The sequence below is a fragment of the Thioclava sp. IC9 genome (genome assembly GCF_002213225.1).
Taxonomy (GTDB): Bacteria; Pseudomonadota; Alphaproteobacteria; order Rhodobacterales; family Rhodobacteraceae; genus Thioclava; species Thioclava nitratireducens.
Window position 1 is genome coordinate 23370 of sequence record NZ_NBNX01000009.1, and the last position, 18466, is coordinate 41835.

Here is an 18466-nt window from a genome sequence, read left to right on the forward strand (position 1 = left end):
TGATGAAAACGAATGATTGTGCTATTTGGCATCACGAAACGTGATGGAGAGGCCGACATGGCACAAAACCTCGATATCGCAGCGCTGCGTGCGCTTCTGACCGTTTCGGAAACCGGCTCGGTGACGCAGGCGGCGCGGCTTCTGAACCTGACCCAATCGGCGGTCTCGATGCAGATCCGCCGCTTGGAGGAGGCGCTCGACAAGGTGCTCTTCGATCGGTCGAACCGGAGGATGGCGCTGACCCGCGCGGGGCGCTCTCTTCTGGACCATGCGCGCCGGATCTGCGCCGAGAATGACGCGGCTCTGGCGCGGCTGCGCGCGGCGGATGCCGAGGTGACCGTGCGCTTCGGCCTGCCACATGATCTGGTCAGCCCGCAGATGCCGCATCTGTTGCGCGCGCTCTCAGAGCAGTGGCCGATGGTCCGGCTGCAACTCGCCTCGCGCCGCTCGCAGACCCTGCGGCGAATGCTGGATGCGGGCGAGCTGGACATGATCCTGACAACGGAGGAGACGCCCGGTCCGGAGGCCGAGGTGCTCTCTGCCGATCAACTGGTCTGGATCGGCGCGCAGCTCGGGCGCGCCTTTTGCGCGCGCCCTCTGATGCTGTCGATCGAGGAAGGATGCGCGTTCTACGGCGCGGCCTTGGCGGCGCTCGAGGCGGTCGGGATCGAGTCCAAACCGGCTTTCGACGGGCAATCAGACGAGATGGCGAGCGCGGCGGTGGCCGCCGATATGGGCGTCGCGGTGCGGCTGTCGCGCGACATCCCGCCGGGCTGCGTGGCGCTGGGACCGGAAAGCGGTCTGCCGCCGCTCGGCCGCTCGCGGATCTGCTTCTACGACACGGGCCGGCTGACCGGCGATCCGGTCGAGGGGCTGCGTGCGCTGATCCGGGAGGCCTATGCCTGAGCGTCGATCTCGATGACCAGCTTGCCGGTGGAGCGGCGCGCGCGCAGATCGTCCAGCGCGTCCGGGATCTGCTCCATCGGATAGGTCGCGCCGATATGGGGGCTGAGGCCGCCCTGCGCGAACCAGTCGAAGAGCCGCGCCATCGACCCGGTCAGAACCTGCGGGTCGAGCTTGAGATAGCCACCCCAGTAAAGCCCGTGGATCGCGATATTCTTCACCAGCGCGTGGTTGAGGGGCAACTTCGGCTGGCTGCCGCTGGCGAACCCGATCATCAGATAGCGCCCGCCGGGTTTCAGGGCGCGGAAGGCGGCTTCGCCTGCGGGGCCGCCGATTGCGTCGTAAACCACGTCGCAACCGCCAAGGGCCTTGATCGCGCTTTTCAGATCGTCGCTCTCGCTATCGAGCGTCTCATCGGCCCCGGCGGCGCGCGCGATCTGCTGCTTCGCCTCGCCGCGCGCACAGGCAATCACCCGCGCGCCCATCTTCTTGCCGATCTCGACCGCCGTGAGGCCGACTCCACCGGCCGCGCCCAGAACCACCAGCGTCTCGCCCTCGGCGAGGCCTGCACGCGTCTCCAAGGCCACATGGCTGGTGCCATAGGCGATCTGGAAGGCCGCCGCCTGCGCGTAGCTCATCGCGTCCGGCATCGGCGTGCAGCGGCTTTCGGGGAAATTGCCCGCCTCGGCCAGCCCGCCTTGCCCTGAGAAGACCGCGACGCGGGTGCCCGTGGCGAGGGTGCAGCCCTCGCCTGCCGCGATGACCTTTCCCGCGAGCTCCATGCCGAGGGTGAAGGGCGGGGTGGGGGTGTCCTGATATTTCCCCTCGATCATCAGCAGGTCGGCAAAGTTCAGACCGCAGGCTCGGATGGCCACCTGCACCTCGCCCGCTGCCGGGGCGGGAAGGGGGATTTCGGTCAGCTCGGGGTTTTGCCCGGGGGCGGCTTGAACATAGGCGCGCATCGAATGCTCCGGCAAGTTGTGTCGCGGGGTTGGTTGGCCAGCAAAGCGGACCCTACGTCGCCCGTGATAGACCGCGCAGCCGATCAGGGCCAGCCCGCCTGCCAGAGCCCGGAGCGGGACGTCGCGGCAGGGTCGCCGCCGGGCATTGACCGGCGAATCAATCCTCCGTGAGAGGGCGGTTGGCACCATAGGTTTCCGTAGCGGAATCCAATTCATCGAGTTGCAAATCGCAAAACACGCGGAAGGCGAATAGGGGGGCACCTATCCTTTAGGTTAGGTGTGCTGCGGAAAGCTGCAATTTCCCTGTCTTTTTAGACAGGTTTGCGATTTTACCCGCGCAGGCCACACTCAGCGCACGGTAGTTTGTGGGTGAAATTGGCTTGAAGGGGAAAGAGTATGAAGCATCCGGTTGATGTCCATGTAGGCAAGCGGATCCGGCATCGCCGCTGGATGATTGGGATGACCCAACAACAGCTCGCGGACAAAGTTGGGATCAAATTCCAGCAGATCCAGAAATACGAAACCGGGATGAACCGGGTTTCGGCATCTCGACTCTGGGATATCGCGGATGCGCTCGAAGTTCCGATCTCCTTCTTCTTCGAAGGGCTCGCGGAAGATAGCGGGATGCAACCGGAAGTGGCGGGAGATATTCTGTCCGACAAGGAGGCGCTCGCGCTCGTGCGCTCCTATTACTCGATCCCGGAGGCGCAGCGCCGCCGGCTGTTCGAACTCGCCAAGGTGCTCTCCGACGCGGCCTGAGCGCCACGCGGACGCCTTTAGGCGCAACTGGCGACCGAATGTGGGGCGGTCGGCAGCTTGACCCGGAGAAGGGGGGCGGTTACCGCTCCCCTTATCTCATTTCTGGGGGTCGGTTGCGGTGACGGCGCGGCCCGGGGAGGACACTGATGCTTGATCTCGACACCGATACCCGCGCGGAGCTTTCGGCCCTGGCCGCTGAGCTTGCCGATTGCGCGCGGCGTGAGACCTTGGCGCAGTTCCGTCCCGTGGGCGGGATCGGCGCGGATAACAAGCTCGAAGGTGGGTTCGATCCGGTGACCGAGGCCGACCGCGCCGCCGAGGCCGCGATGCGTGCCCTGATTGCGGAGCGTCGCCCGCAAGACGGCATCTACGGCGAAGAGCATGGCGTCACCCGCGGGCAAAGCGGACTGACCTGGGTACTCGACCCGATCGACGGCACCCGCGGCTACCTGTCGGGAACGCCGACCTGGGGCGTGCTGATCGCCTTGTGTGCCGAGGAATTGGACGGCCCCGGCGCGCCGCTCATGGGCGTGATCGACCAACCTTATATCGGCGAACGTTTTACCGGCGGCTTCGGGCGCGCGACGCTCGACGGTCCGCATGGCGCGCGCCAGCTTGGCGTGCGGACCGGGCGCGGGCTCGACAGCGCGACGCTTTTCACCACCTTCCCCGAAGTCGGCACGCCGGAAGAGGGCGCGGCCTTCGCTCGGCTGTCGAAGCAGGTGCGGCTGACGCGGTACGGCATGGATTGCTACGCCTATGCGCTGCTTGCCGCCGGCCAGATCGATCTGGTGGTCGAGGCCGGCCTGCAGCCCTATGACGTGGCGGCTCCGATCGCGGTGATCGAAGCGGCGGGAGGCCTTGTCACCAACTGGCAGGGTGGTCCGGCCCATCGCGGCGGGCAGGTGCTCGCCGCCGCCTCGCCGGAGATTCATGCCGCCGCGCTCGAAGCGCTGAACGGCTAATCTCTTCCTCTTTCTGAAAAGATCCCGCCGGATGAGGCGAGATCAGCGGCCTTTCAGTGGAAGGACGCCCCGCGGAACGCCCGAAGCGCAAGCGGAGGGCAGAAAAGAGCGGGGGCCGCGCCCCCTCGTGCTTCAATCCTTGCGCTTGCGGAACAGTTTCTCGCGCCCGATCCGATCGAGAAGATCGCGCGTCGCCTCGGTGCCGAAATGCTGGCGGTGGGCGAGGTCGGGCAAGCGCTCGGATATCTCGCGGCCCAATTCTTCGGGTAGAAGTGACAGCGTCGCCTCGGACACCATCAGGCTCTCGACCGGAACGCCTTCGGCATAGATGATCTCATGCCGGTCGAAGACCAGCGCGAAGTAATCGACGAACCCGCCCTCGCGCTGCCAGACATTCTCGCCATCGACAAGATGCTTCACCTGCACGAGGATTTCCGACGTGTCGCCCAACTTCTGCGCGCCGCGGCGATAGAGGAACACGCGGTGATGGGGCGAGATCACCAGGTCGCCTTCATTGCCCAGTACGCCCGCCGAAATCACGACCGGCGCGAAAGACCCCAGCGCGCGCATCGTCGCCTTCGCCACCAGCTTCACCGGCTGCGGGCCATTGTCGCGGGTCAGCACCCGCGCGCCGGGGGTGAGTTGCTCGATCGGCATCTGCGCGCCGCCGGCCAGCGTGATCATCGTGCCGGTGGTGAAGGCCACGCAGACGAGGTCCGACAGCCGCACCTCGCCGGGATCGTCGCGCGCCTCCAGCAACGTGTAGTCGAAGCGCGCTGCCATCGGTGAGAGCGGCAACGCGTAATGCGCGCCCGTGGCCTCGTGGCAGATCATCAGGATGTCGACCGTGTCGCCCTCGGGCGTGATCAGCAGGTGCCGCGCGATCAGCTCGAGCGCATCCCCCGGCGCGCCGATCTCGGAGCCTTCAGCAACGGTCGGCGCGGCGCCTTGCTGGGCCAGTACGAGGCGGCGTGGTTTGGCGGCGCGATGGAGCTGATAAATGTCGCCGGGTTCGCAATCTTCGACAAGGCCGAGCGCGTCGCCCTGATTGGCCCCGGAGGTGACCCAGATATCCTCTGCCTCGAAGACGTGAACGATCTGGCTCGGGTTTGACACGCGCTCTCCCTCGCCCTGTCGGGCCGTCTGAAACTGCTGGATCGCATCGGCTTACCGCGGGCCGCTCGTGATGGTCAAGCGGCCACAGCGCGCTTGTCCTCCCATTCGGGCAAGCTACTGTGCGAGGCGTAGCTGGCAGGGCCGCGCGCGATGTTTCGCGCGATGGGCTCGCCGGATCACGCCGGAGAATGAAAGCAAAGGAGAGGGCGCGATGGATCTTGGTATCAGGGGCCGCAAGGCGATCGTATGTGCGGGCTCGAAAGGGCTAGGACGGGGCTGCGCGATGGCGCTCGCGCAGGCAGGTGTCGACATCGTGCTGAATGCGCGCGGCGCCGACACGCTGGCCGCGACGGCGAACGAGATCATGGCCGCGACCGGGGTCACCGTGACGCCTGTGGCCGCCGACATCACCACGCCCGAGGGACGCGCGGCGGTGCTGGGCGAAGCGGGCGAGGTCGACATTCTGGTGACCAATGCGGGCGGGCCGCCTCCGGGCAACTGGCGCGACTGGTCGCGCGACGATTTCATCGCGGCGCTCGATGCGAACATGCTGGCCCCGATCGCGATGATGCAGGCGGTGCTGCCGGCCATGATCGAGCAGCGCTGGGGGCGGGTGGTCAATATCACCTCGCAATCCGTGCGCGCGCCGATCGCGCAGCTCGGCCTGTCGAACTCTGCACGTTCCGGCCTGACCGGCTTCGTCGCCGGCACTTCGCGGCAGGTCGCGGAATATGGCGTGAACATTAACAACCTGTTGCCGGGCCTGCATGCGACCGACCGCGCGGTGTCGCTCGATACGGCAGCGGCGAAGGCGAAGGGCATCTCGGTCGAGGAAGCCAAAGCGCAGCGCGAGGCATCGATCCCGGTGCGTCGCTACGGCACGCCCGAGGAGTTCGGTGCAACCTGTGCCTTCATGTGTTCGGTTCATGCCGGGTTCATGGTCGGGCAGAACGTGATGCTCGATGGCGGGCTGAACAACATCTCGATCTAAGCCGGTCTGCCAGCCCTGCCGGGCTTGCTTGGGGGGCGGGGGGCTGTTATCTCCCGCCCTGCATTGCCTGACACTTTCGGTCGAGATTTCGCTGCATGAGCGCACAATTACCCCCTCCGCGCCTCGAAGTTCGCGCGCTTGGCCGCGTGTTCGACGGGTTGGCCGTGGTCGACGACGTGTCCTTTGCGATCCCAGCGGGGCAGGTGACCTGTCTGCTGGGCCCCTCGGGCTGCGGCAAATCGACGACGCTCCGGCTGATCGCGGGAGTCGATACGCAGGATGCGGGCGAGATCTACGTCGACGGAGCCGCGATCAGCGACGGCTCCGTTCACGTCCCGCCCGAGCAACGCGCGATCGGGCTGATGTTTCAGGACTTTGCGCTGTTTCCGCATCTGACGGTTGCCGAAAATATCGCCTTCGGCCTCAAGGGCGATGCGGCGGCAAAGCGCGCCCGCGTGACGGAATTGCTCGAGAAGGTCCGCCTGCTGCGCCATCGCGACAGCTATCCGCACGGGCTTTCGGGCGGCGAGCAGCAGCGCGTGGCGCTGGCACGTGCGCTTGCACCCCGACCGCGTATCCTCTTGATGGACGAGCCTTTCTCGGGACTGGACGAGCGTCTGCGCGACGATATCCGCGACGAGACTCTGGCGCTTCTGAAAGAGGAAAACACCGCCGTTCTTCTGGTCACGCATGAGCCGCATGAGGCGATGCGGATGGCCGATGAGATCCTGCTGATGCGCGGCGGGAAGATCGTGCAGCGCGGCGCGCCCTATAACCTCTATAACGCGCCTGTGGACCGGGCGGCGGCGGCGTTCTTCTCGGATGTGAATGTGCTCAAGGGCCGTGTGAAGGACGCGCTGACCGAGACCGCGTTCGGCGATTTCCTGACGCCGGGCCATGCGGACGGGACCGAGATTGACATCGTGATCCGCCCGCAGCATCTGAAGATCGATTTCGACCGGGCAGGGCGCGGCCCGTCCCCGACGCCGCAGGACGGCACGCCCGCGCGGGGCGTCGTCGAACGCGCACGCTTCTTGGGCCGCGAGAGCCTCGTCGAGTTCCGGATGGATTTCGACGGCACGATCCTGCGCGCCAGCGTCCCGAACGTATTCCTGCCGAAGCCCGGCACGCCGATGTGGCTGATGATCCGGCGCGATCGCTGCTTTGTCTTCCCGGCGAAAGGGGGCGGCGCTTAAGCGCTCAGCGGTCCTGTCGGCCTGCGCGTCCGCCGCGGCGCTTGCGCAGTTGCGGGGCTCGTTCGGGCAGTTCCGCCATCACTTCGCGGCGCGCCTCGGGCGTCATCCGCGACCACGCGCCGATTTCTTCCATCGTGCGGTAGCAGCCGATGCAGATCCGCGCCTCGGGGTGAATCTGGCAGAGCTTGACGCAGGGGCTCTCTATCTCGGCGCGTTTCCAGATGTCGTCGGTGTTTTGCGGATCGTTCATGCCGCCCCCAGATAGCGCAGCCGATCCAGCGCGCCTTGCAGGATGAAGCTTGCCGCGACGTGGTCGATCGCCTCTGCGCGTTTGGCGCGCGACATATCGGCCTCCAGCATCGCGCGTTCGGCGGCGACCGTGCTCAGCCGCTCGTCCCAGTAGCTGATCGGCAGATCGGTGAGGCGGCTGAGGTTGCGAGCGAAGGCGCGGGTCGATTGGCAGCGCGCTCCTTCGGTCCCGTCCATGTTCTTCGGCAGGCCGAGGATCAGCCCCTTCAAATCACGCTCCGCCACGATCTTGAGAAGCGCCTCGGCATCTAGGCCGAACTTCCTGCGCTTGATCGTCGATAGCGGCGTCGCGACCGAGCGCAGCCCGTCGGACACCGCGACGCCGATGGTCTTGGTGCCCAGATCGAGCCCTGCGACGCCGCCCATGCGCGGGATCGCATCGGCGAATTCTTCGATCGTCTCGCAGATCATTGCGCCACACCTGCCGATTTCGCCGCCGCCTCGACCTGAGCCAGCGCATCCGGTTTGTCGGCCAACGCCTTCTGCGCCTCGCCCCAGGCTTCCTTGGCGCGGTCGGTTTGGCCCAACGTGGCGAGGGACGAGATCACCCGCGCCCATTCCTGCGGCGTGCCACCCTCGATGGTCAGGCGGTCAAAGAGACCATCGACCATGCCCTGGATCATCTGCTGGCGCTCCTCGGGCGTCATCGAGGCCGCGTCCTTCATCTGCTGCGCGCTCGGACCGGGCAGGGCGGGGGCCGCTTGCGGGGCGCTTTGCCCCGCCTGCGCGCCACCCATGTCCTGCAGCGCCTGACCGGCCGGGGCCTGATGGGCCGCGTCGATCTTCGCCATGTCGTCCGGGCGCGAGCCGAATTTGCCCTTCGCTTCGCCATAGACCGCATCTGCGCGGTCGACCTCACCGATCATGCGCAGCGACGAAATCAGGCGTGCCCAGTCATCTGCGCTGCCGCCTTCCTGCGCCAGCCGGTCGTTCAGGCGCTCCACCATCGAGCGGATCATCTGCTGACGCGCCTCGGGCGACATGTCCGCCGCCGCCGCGACATCTGCCTGCGACGGGCCGGGCGCGCCGCGCGGTCTCGGCGGGGTGTAATCCTTCTCGCCCGCGAGCCATGCCAGTTCCTCGATGTTCTGCTGCACCAGCGGCACCCACGGATCGCTGCTTTCCGAGTTGCGCAGCAAGTTGTCCCAGAGGCGGAACGCCCGGTCGCCGCGCCCGTTCTGCGCCATCATCAGGCCAACATAATAGAGCGCGAGCCCGTTATTCTGGTCCATCTTCAGCGCGGTCGCGAAGACTTTCTCCGCCTCGGGCGTGATCAGCCCGCCAGCGGCCACGGCCATCATCTCACCCAGCTCGGCGTAATCCTGAGCGGTGGCGGCATCGCCCTTTGTCGCGACGAGCCGCTGCTGCGCTTTCCATGCGGCGTCGAAATTGCCCAGCGCCGCCTCGTTGCGTGCAAGCAGTTCGAGGCCCTTCGGATCGTCGGGCTTCTTCGCCACGGCTTCGCGCAGCTTTTTCATCAGTTCGAGGAATTTCGGGTCCGGATTGGCCGGGGGGGTCGCGCGGGCTTTCTGCATCTTCTCGGCCTCGGCCTGCGAGGGGCGGCTGTCATAGAGCTTGTCGGCATCCGCGAAACGCTGCGCGATCGGCTGGTCCTGATAGCCCTCCGCGCCCATGCGGGTATAGAGCCAGAACGCCGCGCCGAAGATCACGACGCCACCTATCACCAGCGCGATGGTCGGCCCTTTCGGTGCCCGGCCCAGATCGGAGCCTGCCTGCGCCTTGCGGTCCGCCTCGAGCATTCGGCGCGAAATTTCCAGCTTTGCCCGGTCGGCTTCCTCGCGTGATGTGACTCCACGCTCGACGTCGCGTTCCAGATCGCGCAGCTGGTCGCGATAGACCTGCACGTCATACGAGGCCGCCGGTGCCATCTCGTCTTCCCCACGTCCGCGCAACAGGGCAAGCGCAAACAGAAGCGCAATGACCGCAACGAGCGCGGCGGCGATAATCCAGAACAGCATGGCGTCTCCTCATCCTTCGCCTCCCATTTAGGCGAGATGACGCTGCGCCGAAAGGGTCTAGCGCGTGAATGGAACCCGATGTCGCAGGCCCATGTCGCTTTTTTCCCTGCGATGCCGCAACAGGGGGGCTTTCGCCCGCCGCCCCGGTCCATCACAAAGGCGAAAGAGTCGAGACTGCTCGGAGGCGCGCTCATGAAACGCTATTCGATGTTTGCCGTTGCGCGTGAGGCGATGCGCTTCCATCGCGGTTGGGAGCGGGCCTGGCGCTCGCCCGAGCCGAAGAAACGCTACAAGGTCATTGTCGTGGGGGCAGGGGGGCATGGCCTCGCCACCGCCTATTACCTTGGCAAGGTGCATGGGATCACCGATGTCGCGGTGATCGAGAAGGGCTGGCTGGGCGGCGGCAATACCGGCCGCAACACCACGATCATCCGCTCGAACTACCTGCAGGATCCGTCGGCGGCGATCTACGAGAAAGCCCGCGCGCTGTACGAGGATCTGAGCCAGGATCTGAACTACAACGTGATGTTCTCGCCGCGCGGTCTTCTGATGCTGGGCCAGACCGAGCACGAGGTGCGCGGCTACAAGCGCACGGTGCACGCCAACCGCCTGCAGGGCATCGACACCGAATGGATCGGACCGGAGCAGGTCAAGGAGCTGGTGCCGATCATCAATATCGACGGGCCGCGTTACCCGGTGTTGGGCGCTCTGCTGCAAAAGCGCGGCGGCACGGCGCGGCACGACGCGGTGGCCTGGGGCTATGCGCGGGCGTGCTCTGACATGGGCATGGACATCATCCAGAAATGCGAAGTGACCGGTGTGCGCACCGAAGGCGGCAAGGTGCAGGGCATCTCGACCACCAAGGGCGAGATCGACTGCGAACAGCTCGCCATCATCGTCGCGGGGCATTCCTCGGTCCTGGCCGAAATGGCGGGCTTCCGTCTGCCGATCGAGAGCGTGGCGCTGCAGGCCTGGGTGTCCGAGCCGATCAAACCCTGCATGGATGTGGTCGTGATGGCCAACACCGTGCACGGCTACATGTCGCAATCCGACAAGGGCGAGATGGTGATCGGCGGCGGCACGGACGGGTTCAACAACTACACCCAACGCGGCTCGTGGCACCATGTCGAGGAAACCACCCGCGCGCTGGTCGAGACCTTCCCGATCATCTCGCGCCTCAAGATGCTGCGCCAATGGGGCGGCATCGTGGACATGACCGGCGACCGCTCGCCCATCCTGTCGAAAACGCCGGTCGAGGGCATCTTCGTCAATTGCGGCTGGGGCACCGGCGGGTTCAAGGCGATCCCGGGCTCGGGCTATGGCATGGCCGAGCTGATCGCGCGCGGCCACTCGCCGCTGACCGACCAATTCGGGCTCGACCGTTTCAAGGAAGGCCGCTTCATCGACGAAAGCGTCGCCGCAGGGGTGGCGCACTGATGAAGACGACCTCCCTTTCGACCTGCTTCAAATCCCTCCCGGCGCTCTCCAGTAAAGAGGTGCATCCGACATGCTGACCCTCACCTGTCCCTGCTGCGGCGTCACCGCCGAGGAAACCGAATTCGCCCCGGGCGGAGAGGCGCATCTAAAACGCTTCGGGCCGGGCTCGTCGGATGACGAGTTCGAGGGATACCTGTTCGCCCGCAAGAACCCGAAAGGCGTCCATTTCGAGCGCTGGCGGCATGCCTATGGCTGCGGCAAGTGGTTCCTGGCTGCACGCGACACGGGCACGCTCGAGGTATTTGCGACCTACAAGGCGCAGACCACCGAGCCCCCCGCCGATGTGATCGCGAAGATCAAAGCGAAACGCCCCGACTGGGAGGGCTATAAATGAGCACGCGTCTTTCCAAGGGTGGTCGTCTGATCGACCGCGCGAAACCGCTCGCCTTCACCTTCAACGGCAAGCCGATGCGCGGCTTTGCGGGCGATACGCTGGCCTCGGCACTGCTGGGCGGTGGTCAGCTCATGGTGGGCCGGTCGTTCAAATATCACCGCCCGCGCGGCATCGTGGCCTCGGGCGCGGAAGAGCCGAACGCGCTCGTCGGTCTGGGCCGCAACGCGCGGTTCGAGCCCGACCAGCGCACCACCACGACCGAGCTGTTCGAGGGGGCCGAGACCACCAGCCAGAACCACTGGCCGTCGCTCGATTTCGACATCGGCGAGATCAACAACACCTTCTACAAATTCCTGCCCGCGGGTTTCTACTACAAGACCTTCATGGCCCCGCGCGCAGCGTGGAAGTACCTGTTCGAACCCATCATCCGCAAATCGGCGGGCTTGGGCGGCGTGCCGAAAGAGGCCGACCCGGATCGCTACGAGCAGGTCTACGCCCATTGCGACGTGCTCGTCGTGGGCGGGGGTGTGGCGGGTCTTGCCGCGGCGCTCAAGGAAGGCCGCGCCGGTAAACGCGTCTGGCTGATCGAGCAGACCCCGAACTGGGGCGGGCGCACGCCGGTCGATGGCGGTCAAATCGACGGTCACGACGCGCAGACTTGGATCGACAGCGCGCTGGTCGAACTGTCCTCGATGGAGAATGTCACGATGCGCACCCGCCTGATGGCGGCGGGTCTGCACGATCATGGCTATGTCATCGGCTACGAGAACCTCGCCGACACCACTCCCGGCGATGGCCGTCCGCGCCACCGTCTCTGGCGCATCCGTGCGGGCCACACGATCACCGCGACCGGCGCGATCGAACGTCCGCTTGCTTTCGCGGGCAATGACGTGCCCGGCGTGATGCTGGCTTCGGCGGTGCGCGATTACATCGTGAACTGGGCGGTCTCGCCCGGCGATCGCACGGTGATCGTGACCAACAACGACGACGCCTATCGCACGGCGCTCGCGATCCTCGATGCGGGGCTGACGGTCTCGGCCGTGGTCGACGCGCGTGAGGAAACCCATGGCGCGCTGCCCGAAGCCGTGAAGGCGCGCGGCGTGCGTGTCCTCGAGGGCCGCGGCATCGCGAAAGTGCTCGGTCGCAAACGCGTCTCCGGCGTCGAGATCTGCGCACAGGCCGGCGAGGGCGGGGCGGTCGAGACGATCGACTGCGATTGCGTCGCGATGTCGGGCGGCTGGTCGCCGGTCGTGCACCTGTGGTCGCATTGCGGCGGCAAGCTGACCTGGGACGATGCGCGTGCGATGTTCCGCCCCGATCCGAACCGTCCGCCGACCGGCGCGGATGGGACCGGCATGGCGACGGTCGTGGGGGCCGCCAATGGCGATCTGACGCTCTCCGAGGCGATGGGCGGTCTGGGCATCGGCGCGGCTTCCGAGGAGGAAGCGCCGCTCGCCCCCGTCTGGATGATGCCCGCAGGCGCGCCCGACGCGCTGCGCTTCAAGAGCTTCCTCGACTACCAGAACGATGTGAAGGTCTCCGATGTGCAGCTGGCCGCCCGCGAGGGCTACGAGTCGGTCGAACATACCAAGCGCTACACCACGCTCGGCATGGCGACCGATCAGGGAAAGCTGAGCAATATCAACGGGCTCGCTATTCTCTCGGATGCGCTTGGCCAACCGATCCCGGCCACTGGCACGACCACCTTCCGCCCGCCCTACACGCCGATTTCGCTCGGCGCCGTGACGGCGGAAGCCAAGGGCGAGCTGTTCCAGCCGCTGCGCCGCACCCCGATCCAGTCCTGGCACGAAGCCAAGGGCGCGCATTGGGAGCCGGTCGGCCATTGGCGTCGTCCCTATTGCTACCCGAAATCGGGCGAGAGCCACCGCGACGCGGTCAATCGCGAGATCACCAATACCCGCAAGAATGTGGGCATGCTCGACGCCTCGACGCTGGGCAAGATCGTGGTGAAAGGGCCGGATGCGGGGAAATTCCTCGACATGCTCTACACCAACATGATGTCGACGCTGAAAGTCGGCAAATGCCGCTACGGGCTGATGTGCAACGAGAACGGCTTCCTGATGGATGACGGGGTCGTGGCGCGCCTGTCCGAAGATACGTGGCTGTGCCACACGACCTCGGGCGGGGCGGATCACATCCATGGCTGGATGGAAGACTGGCTGCAATGCGAGTGGTGGGACTGGAAGGTCTACACCGCCAACCTGACCGAGCAATATGCCCAGATCGCCGTCGTCGGCCCGAAGTCGCGCGAACTGCTGGAGCGACTGGGTGGCATGGATGTCAGCAAGGAGACGCTGCCCTTCATGCAATGGGCGGACGGCACGCTGGGCGGTTTCGACGCGCGCATCTTCCGCATCTCCTTCTCGGGCGAGCTGAGCTACGAGATCGCGGTTCCCGCGTCGCAGGGCCTCGCGCTGTGGGAGAAGCTGATGACCGAGGGCGAAGCGCTTGGCGCGATGCCCTACGGCACCGAGGCGCTGCACGTGATGCGCGCCGAGAAGGGCTTCATCATGATCGGCGACGAGACCGACGGCACCGTGATCCCGCAGGATCTGGGCCTCAACTGGGCGATCTCGAAGAAGAAGACCGACTATCTGGGCAAGCGCGCGCAGGAGCGGTCCCACATGACCGACCCGAACCGCTGGAAGCTCGTCGGCCTCGAGACGCTCGACGGATCGGTGATCCCCGATGGTAGCCACGCGCCCGCCGACGGGTTCAACGCCAACGGTCAGCGCAACACGCAAGGCCGCGTCACCTCGACCTATTACTCGCCGACGATCGGCAAAGGCATCGCAATGGGGCTGGTGCTGAACGGGCCCGACCGGATGGGCGAGGTGATCGAGTTCACCGGTGAGGGCGAGGACATGGTCAAGGCGCGGATCGTCGATCCGGTCTTCTACGACAAAGACGGGGAGAAGCAGAATGTCTGAGGCCGTCAGCGCCCTTTCCGGGCAGAGCCACGAAGGTTTCGTCACCGTGTCCGAGGCCGGACTGGTGGGCATGATCTCCATCCGATGTGATCTGGGCGCGAAGGCGCTGGCCAAGGCGCTCAAGGCCGAGGGGCTGCCCGTCCCCGGTCCGCGCCGGATCGAGACCGTCGACGGGCGCTCCATCGCGTGGATGAGCCCGGATGAGCTGTTGCTGATCTGCGCCCATGACGAGGCGCTCGCGCTTACCGACCGGCTGGCCGAGGCGCTTGCCGCAGAGCATGCGCTGGTCGTCAACGTCTCTGACGCCCGCGCGATGTTCACCATCCGCGGCGAAAAGGCCGACCAAGTGGTGATGAAGCTCTCCCCCGCCGATGTCGCGACTCTACCCAAAGGCGAGATCCGCCGCTCCCGTGCGGCACAAGTGGCGGCGGCGTTCTGGCGATCGGGGGAAGACGAGATCTCGCTAGTCTCCTTCCGCTCCGTCGCGGGCTACGTGATGGGTCTTCTGGAGGTCTCCTCGCGCCCCGGGTCGGAATTGTTTTGAGGGGCGGGGACTGGCGCCCGCCGGCCCTCAGTCCAGGCTATTCAGTGTTCGGGGTCGTGTCGTTTGAAACGACGAATTCTCACTCCGTCTCACGCCTCAGGGGAATGTCAAGCAATTGGAAAGCCGAAATAATTACTAAGCCTCGGTCCGTCTATGCTGCCGCTGCGGTGCAGGCGGGATGCCGGTTGCCGCGCAGTTCGAGACGCCCGGCTTTCCGTCTTCTCTGAGGCTAGAGCCAGGCGTTTTTCGCCTTCAATGAACCAAATATCCCGTGCGGGCCCGGGGGCAGCCCCCCCGAACTTCACGGTCGGTCCGAAAATGAAACCGCGCGCCGGGGCGGGGCCTTGGCGCGCGGTTCGGTCTCGATCAGGACCGGTTTACTCCAGCTCGATCAGCAAATCCTTCGCGTCGATCTGGGCGCCCGGCGAAACGTGGATCGCTTTCACGGTGGCGTCGCGCTCGGAGTGGATGCCGGTTTCCATCTTCATCGCCTCGATGGTCAGGAGCATATCGCCCGGCTTCACCTTCTGGCCGACATTGACCGCGATCGAGGCGATCGAGCCCGGCATAGGCGCACCGATATGATCCGGGTTACCCGCCTCGGCCTTCGGTTTCGCCGCGGTCGTCGCCTTCACCGCGCGGTTCGGAACGCGCACGGCGCGGGGCTGGCCGTTGAGCTCGAAATAGACCTTCACCTCGCCCAGCTCGTCGGTGTCGCCGGTGGTGAGATAGCGGATCTCCAGCGTTTTTCCGGGGTCGATCTCGGCGGAAATCTCGTCCTGCGGCTCCATCCCGTAGAAGAAGACCGGGGTCGGCAGGGTGCGCACCGGGCCATAGGCTTCGTGGCGACTTGCGTAATCGGTGAAGACCTTGGGATACATCAGGTAACCCGCCAGATCCTCGTTATCGATCTCGCGCCCGTCGAGTTGTTCGGAGGCCTCCTTGCGGGCGGCTTCCAGATCCACCGGGGGCAGGTTTTTGCCGGGACGCTCGGTCGAAGGCGTTTCGCCCTTGAGCACCTTCGCCACGATCCCCTCGGGCCAGCCGCCGGGCGGTTGGCCGAGATTGCCGCGCATCATGTCGATCACCGAATCCGGGAAGGAGACATCTTTCGCCGGGTCGAGCACGTCTTCCTTCGACAGGCCCTGCGCGACCATCATCAGCGCCATGTCGCCCACGACTTTCGACGACGGCGTGACCTTTACGATATCGCCGAAGATCTGGTTGGCATCGGCATAGGCCTGCGCCACCTCGTGCCAACGCTCTTCCAGCCCCAGCGAGCGCGCCTGCGCCTTGAGGTTGGTGAACTGGCCGCCGGGCATTTCGTGCAGGTAGACCTCGGAGGCGGGAGCCTCGAGACCGCTCTCGAAGGCCGCGTATTGGTGGCGCACGGCCTCCCAGTAGTTCGAGATCATCCGGATCGCGTGGATATCGAGGCCGGTATCGCGCTCGGTATGGGCCAGCGCCTCCACGATGGAGCCGAGGCAGGGCTGCGAAGTGCCGCCCGAGAACGCGTCCATCGCCGCATCCACCGCATCGACGCCCGCATCGGCGGCAGCAAGGATCGTCGCGCCTGCGATGCCAGAGGTGTCATGGGTGTGGAAGTGGATCGGGATATCGACCTCTTCCTTGAGCGCCGAGATCAGCTGACGCGCGGCGGCCGGTTTCAGAAGACCCGCCATGTCCTTGAGGCCGAGGATATGGGCGCCCGCCGCTTCCAGCTCTTTCGCCATGCCGATATAGTATTTCAGGTCATACTTCGCGCGGTCGGGATCGAGGATGTCGCCCGTGTAGCAGATCGTGCCTTCGCAGATCTTGCCGCTCTCGATCACCGCATCCATCGCGACGCGCATGTTCTCGACCCAGTTCAGCGAGTCGAAGACGCGGAACACGTCGACGCCGCTTTCAGCCGCCTGCTTGACGAAGAACTGCACCACGTTGTCAGGGTAGTTCGTGTAGCCCACGCCGTTCGAGGCGCGCAGAAGCATCTGGGTCAGGATGTTGGGCATCTCTTCGCGGATGTCGCGCAGGCGCTGCCACGGGCATTCCTGCAAGAAGCGGTAGGCCACATCGAATGTCGCGCCGCCCCAGCATTCGACCGAGAACAGATCGCTCAGGTTCGAGGCATAGGCGGGGGCTGCCTTGATCATGTCGATCGAGCGCATCCGGGTTGCCAGCAGCGACTGGTGGCCGTCGCGCATCGTGGTGTCGGTCAGCAGCAGCTTCTTCTGCGCCTTCATCCAGTCGGCGACCGCCTTCGCGCCCTCTTTCTCGAGCAGGTTGCGGCTGCCGGGCTTCACCTCGTCTTTCAACGCGGGCAGGCGCGGCGGTCTCGCCTCGGCATGCGGCTTGTTGCGGCCCGCGGTCTCGGGGTGACCGTTCACCGTGATGTCCGCGATATAGGTCAGGATCTTGGTGCCCCGGTCGCGGCGTTGCTTGAAGTCGAACAGCTCCGGCGTCGTGTCGATGAACTTCGTCGTGTAGCTCATGTCGAGGAAGGTCGGGTGCTTGAGCAGGTTGATGACGAAGTCGATATTCGTGCTCACGCCGCGGATACGGAATTCGCGCAGGGCGCGGTCCATCCGGCGGATCGCCTGATCGGGATCCTGCGCCCAGGCGGTGACCTTCACCAGCAGCGAGTCATAATAGCGGGTGATGACGCCGCCCGCATAGGCTGTGCCGCCATCGAGGCGGATGCCGTTGCCGGTGGCCGAACGATAGGCGGTCAGTCGGCCGTAATCGGGGATGAAGTTGTTCTGCGGGTCTTCGGTGGTCACGCGGCATTGCAGCGCGTGGCCCGACAGTTCGATCTCGTCTTGCGACTTGGCGCGGGTCGCCTCTGCGAGTGTCGCGCCTTCGGCAATCTTGATCTGGGCCTGCACGATGTCGATGCCGGTGACTTCCTCGGTCACGGTATGCTCGACCTGAACGCGCGGGTTCACCTCGATGAAGTAGAAATTGTCGGTATCCATATCCATCAGGAATTCGACCGTGCCGGCACATTCATAGCCGACCGCCTGACCGATCTTCAGCGCGAGCTGGCAGACCTCTTCGCGCTGTTCGTCCGACAGGTAGGGGGCAGGGGCGCGCTCGACGACCTTCTGGTTACGGCGCTGCACGGTGCAGTCGCGCTCGTAGAGGTGATAGAGATTGCCATGCGTGTCGCCCAGAAGCTGCACTTCGACGTGGCGCGCGCGGGTGATCATCTTCTCGAGATAGCCCTCGCCATTTCCGAAGGCGGCTTCGGCTTCGCGCCGGCCTTCGCGGACCTTCTCGACCAGTTCCTCCTCGCCGAGGATCGGGCGCATGCCGCGCCCGCCGCCGCCCCAGCTGGCTTTCAGCATCAGCGGGTAGCCGATCTCGGCGGCCTCTTTCTTGATCGCGTCGAAATCCTCGCCCAGCACTTCGGTCGCGGGAATGACCGGCACGCCGGCCTTGATCGCGACGCGCCGGGCCGAGGCCTTGTCGCCGAGCGCGCGCATCGTTTCGGCTCTCGGGCCGATGAAGGTGATGCCGGCGGCATCGCAGGCTTCGACGAAATCGGGGTTCTCCGACAGCAGGCCATAGCCCGGGTGGATCGCGTCGGCGCCGCTTTCCTTGGCGACGCGGATGATTTCTTCGATGGAGAGATAGGCGCCGACGGGCGAGAGGCCTTCGCCAATGCGATAGGCTTCATCGGCCTTGAAGCGGTGCAGGCCCAACTTGTCCTCTTCGGCGTAGACGGCGACCGTCTTCTTGCCCAGCTCGTTGGCGGCGCGCATCACCCGGATGGCGATCTCGCCACGGTTGGCCACGAGGATCTTGTTGAACATAGCGTTCTCCCTGTTGTCGAAAGTGGCCGCTACGGTACAGTTGCCGCGCCGCAGCGCAAGGGCCTACCTGCAAACTTGGGCAAATTTACTGACCAATGTACGAGAGTTTGCAAAGTCGATCCGCACCGATGCGCGCCCGTCCCGGTCC

At 65.6% G+C, this 18466-nt stretch carries 15 protein-coding genes; 9 read left to right on the forward strand and 6 right to left on the reverse strand.

Annotated features, from left to right (window positions below; genetic code table 11):
• Positions 1-57: 57 nt before the first annotated feature.
• Positions 58-906 (forward strand): LysR family transcriptional regulator, encoded by an 849-nt coding sequence (locus B6V76_RS17775; RefSeq protein ID WP_075776973.1) that lies wholly within the window; start codon positions 58-60, stop codon positions 904-906.
• On the opposite strand, the gene B6V76_RS17780 is transcribed toward B6V76_RS17775, so the two are convergent.
• Positions 897-1865 carry an NADPH:quinone oxidoreductase family protein gene (locus B6V76_RS17780; protein WP_088728068.1) on the reverse strand — a complete coding sequence of 323 codons (969 nt, stop codon included), beginning with the start codon at positions 1863-1865 and terminating at the stop codon, positions 897-899. The genes B6V76_RS17775 and B6V76_RS17780 overlap by 10 nt on opposite strands.
• A 396-nt stretch (positions 1866-2261) precedes the next feature.
• Here B6V76_RS17780 and B6V76_RS17785 point away from each other — a divergent pair, with 396 nt between their 5' ends.
• Positions 2262-2624 carry a helix-turn-helix transcriptional regulator gene (locus B6V76_RS17785; RefSeq protein ID WP_075776971.1) on the forward strand — a complete coding sequence of 121 codons (363 nt, stop codon included), beginning with the start codon at positions 2262-2264 and terminating at the stop codon, positions 2622-2624.
• Positions 2625-2770: 146 nt separating this feature from the next.
• Entirely contained in the window at positions 2771-3589 is an 819-nt protein-coding gene (locus B6V76_RS17790) for an inositol monophosphatase family protein (protein ID WP_088728069.1), read from the forward strand.
• A gap of 132 nt (positions 3590-3721) precedes the next feature.
• On the opposite strand, the gene B6V76_RS17795 is transcribed toward B6V76_RS17790, so the two are convergent.
• Positions 3722-4705: a Hint domain-containing protein gene (locus B6V76_RS17795; RefSeq protein ID WP_088728070.1), complete on the reverse strand. Its 984-nt coding sequence runs from the start codon at positions 4703-4705 to the stop codon at positions 3722-3724.
• Between the two features lie 211 nt (positions 4706-4916).
• On the opposite strand from B6V76_RS17795, the gene B6V76_RS17800 reads away from it, so the two are divergent.
• Together B6V76_RS17800 and B6V76_RS17805 are read left to right on the forward strand one after the other, a co-directional pair.
• Positions 4917-5696, forward strand: coding sequence for an SDR family oxidoreductase (locus B6V76_RS17800; protein ID WP_075776968.1), 780 nt, complete (start codon positions 4917-4919; stop codon positions 5694-5696).
• 95 nt (positions 5697-5791) lie between these two features.
• A complete protein-coding gene (locus B6V76_RS17805; RefSeq protein WP_088728071.1) occupies positions 5792-6892 on the forward strand; it encodes an ABC transporter ATP-binding protein in 1101 nt (366 codons plus the stop codon).
• Positions 6893-6896: 4 nt separating this feature from the next.
• Here the strand turns inward: B6V76_RS17805 and B6V76_RS17810 are convergent, their stop codons facing one another.
• Genes B6V76_RS17810 through ccmI form a run of 3 tightly spaced genes read right to left on the reverse strand, consistent with a single transcriptional unit; the run spans position 6897 to position 9180 of the window.
• Positions 6897-7142 carry a DUF1289 domain-containing protein gene (locus B6V76_RS17810; RefSeq protein ID WP_078548071.1) on the reverse strand — a complete coding sequence of 82 codons (246 nt, stop codon included), beginning with the start codon at positions 7140-7142 and terminating at the stop codon, positions 6897-6899.
• Positions 7139-7612: a Holliday junction resolvase RuvX gene (gene ruvX, locus B6V76_RS17815; protein WP_088720082.1), complete on the reverse strand. Its 474-nt coding sequence runs from the start codon at positions 7610-7612 to the stop codon at positions 7139-7141. The genes B6V76_RS17810 and ruvX overlap by 4 nt, the downstream gene beginning before the upstream one ends.
• Entirely contained in the window at positions 7609-9180 is a 1572-nt protein-coding gene (gene ccmI / locus B6V76_RS17820) for a c-type cytochrome biogenesis protein CcmI (protein ID WP_088728072.1), read from the reverse strand. Before ccmI ends, ruvX begins: the two co-directional genes overlap by 4 nt.
• Before the next feature lie 192 nt (positions 9181-9372).
• On the opposite strand from ccmI, the gene B6V76_RS17825 reads away from it, so the two are divergent.
• The 4 genes from B6V76_RS17825 to B6V76_RS17840 all read left to right on the forward strand — a co-directional run bounded on the left by B6V76_RS17825 (position 9373) and on the right by B6V76_RS17840 (position 14506).
• A complete protein-coding gene (locus B6V76_RS17825; RefSeq protein ID WP_075776998.1) occupies positions 9373-10617 on the forward strand; it encodes a sarcosine oxidase subunit beta family protein in 1245 nt (414 codons plus the stop codon).
• A 70-nt stretch (positions 10618-10687) separates the two neighbouring features.
• The gene (locus B6V76_RS17830; RefSeq protein WP_088720084.1) at positions 10688-11011 is read left to right on the forward strand and encodes a sarcosine oxidase subunit delta; all 324 of its coding nucleotides are present in this window, start codon (positions 10688-10690) and stop codon (positions 11009-11011) included.
• Positions 11008-13962, forward strand: coding sequence for a sarcosine oxidase subunit alpha family protein (locus tag B6V76_RS17835; protein ID WP_088728073.1), 2955 nt, complete (start codon positions 11008-11010; stop codon positions 13960-13962). Before B6V76_RS17830 ends, B6V76_RS17835 begins: the two co-directional genes overlap by 4 nt.
• Positions 13955-14506 carry a sarcosine oxidase subunit gamma family protein gene (locus tag B6V76_RS17840; protein ID WP_088728074.1) on the forward strand — a complete coding sequence of 184 codons (552 nt, stop codon included), beginning with the start codon at positions 13955-13957 and terminating at the stop codon, positions 14504-14506. The genes B6V76_RS17835 and B6V76_RS17840 overlap by 8 nt, the downstream gene beginning before the upstream one ends.
• 377 nt (positions 14507-14883) lie before the next feature.
• Here the strand turns inward: B6V76_RS17840 and pyc are convergent, their stop codons facing one another.
• Positions 14884-18318 carry a pyruvate carboxylase gene (gene pyc, locus B6V76_RS17845; protein WP_088720087.1) on the reverse strand — a complete coding sequence of 1145 codons (3435 nt, stop codon included), beginning with the start codon at positions 18316-18318 and terminating at the stop codon, positions 14884-14886.
• Positions 18319-18466 lie beyond the last annotated feature (148 nt).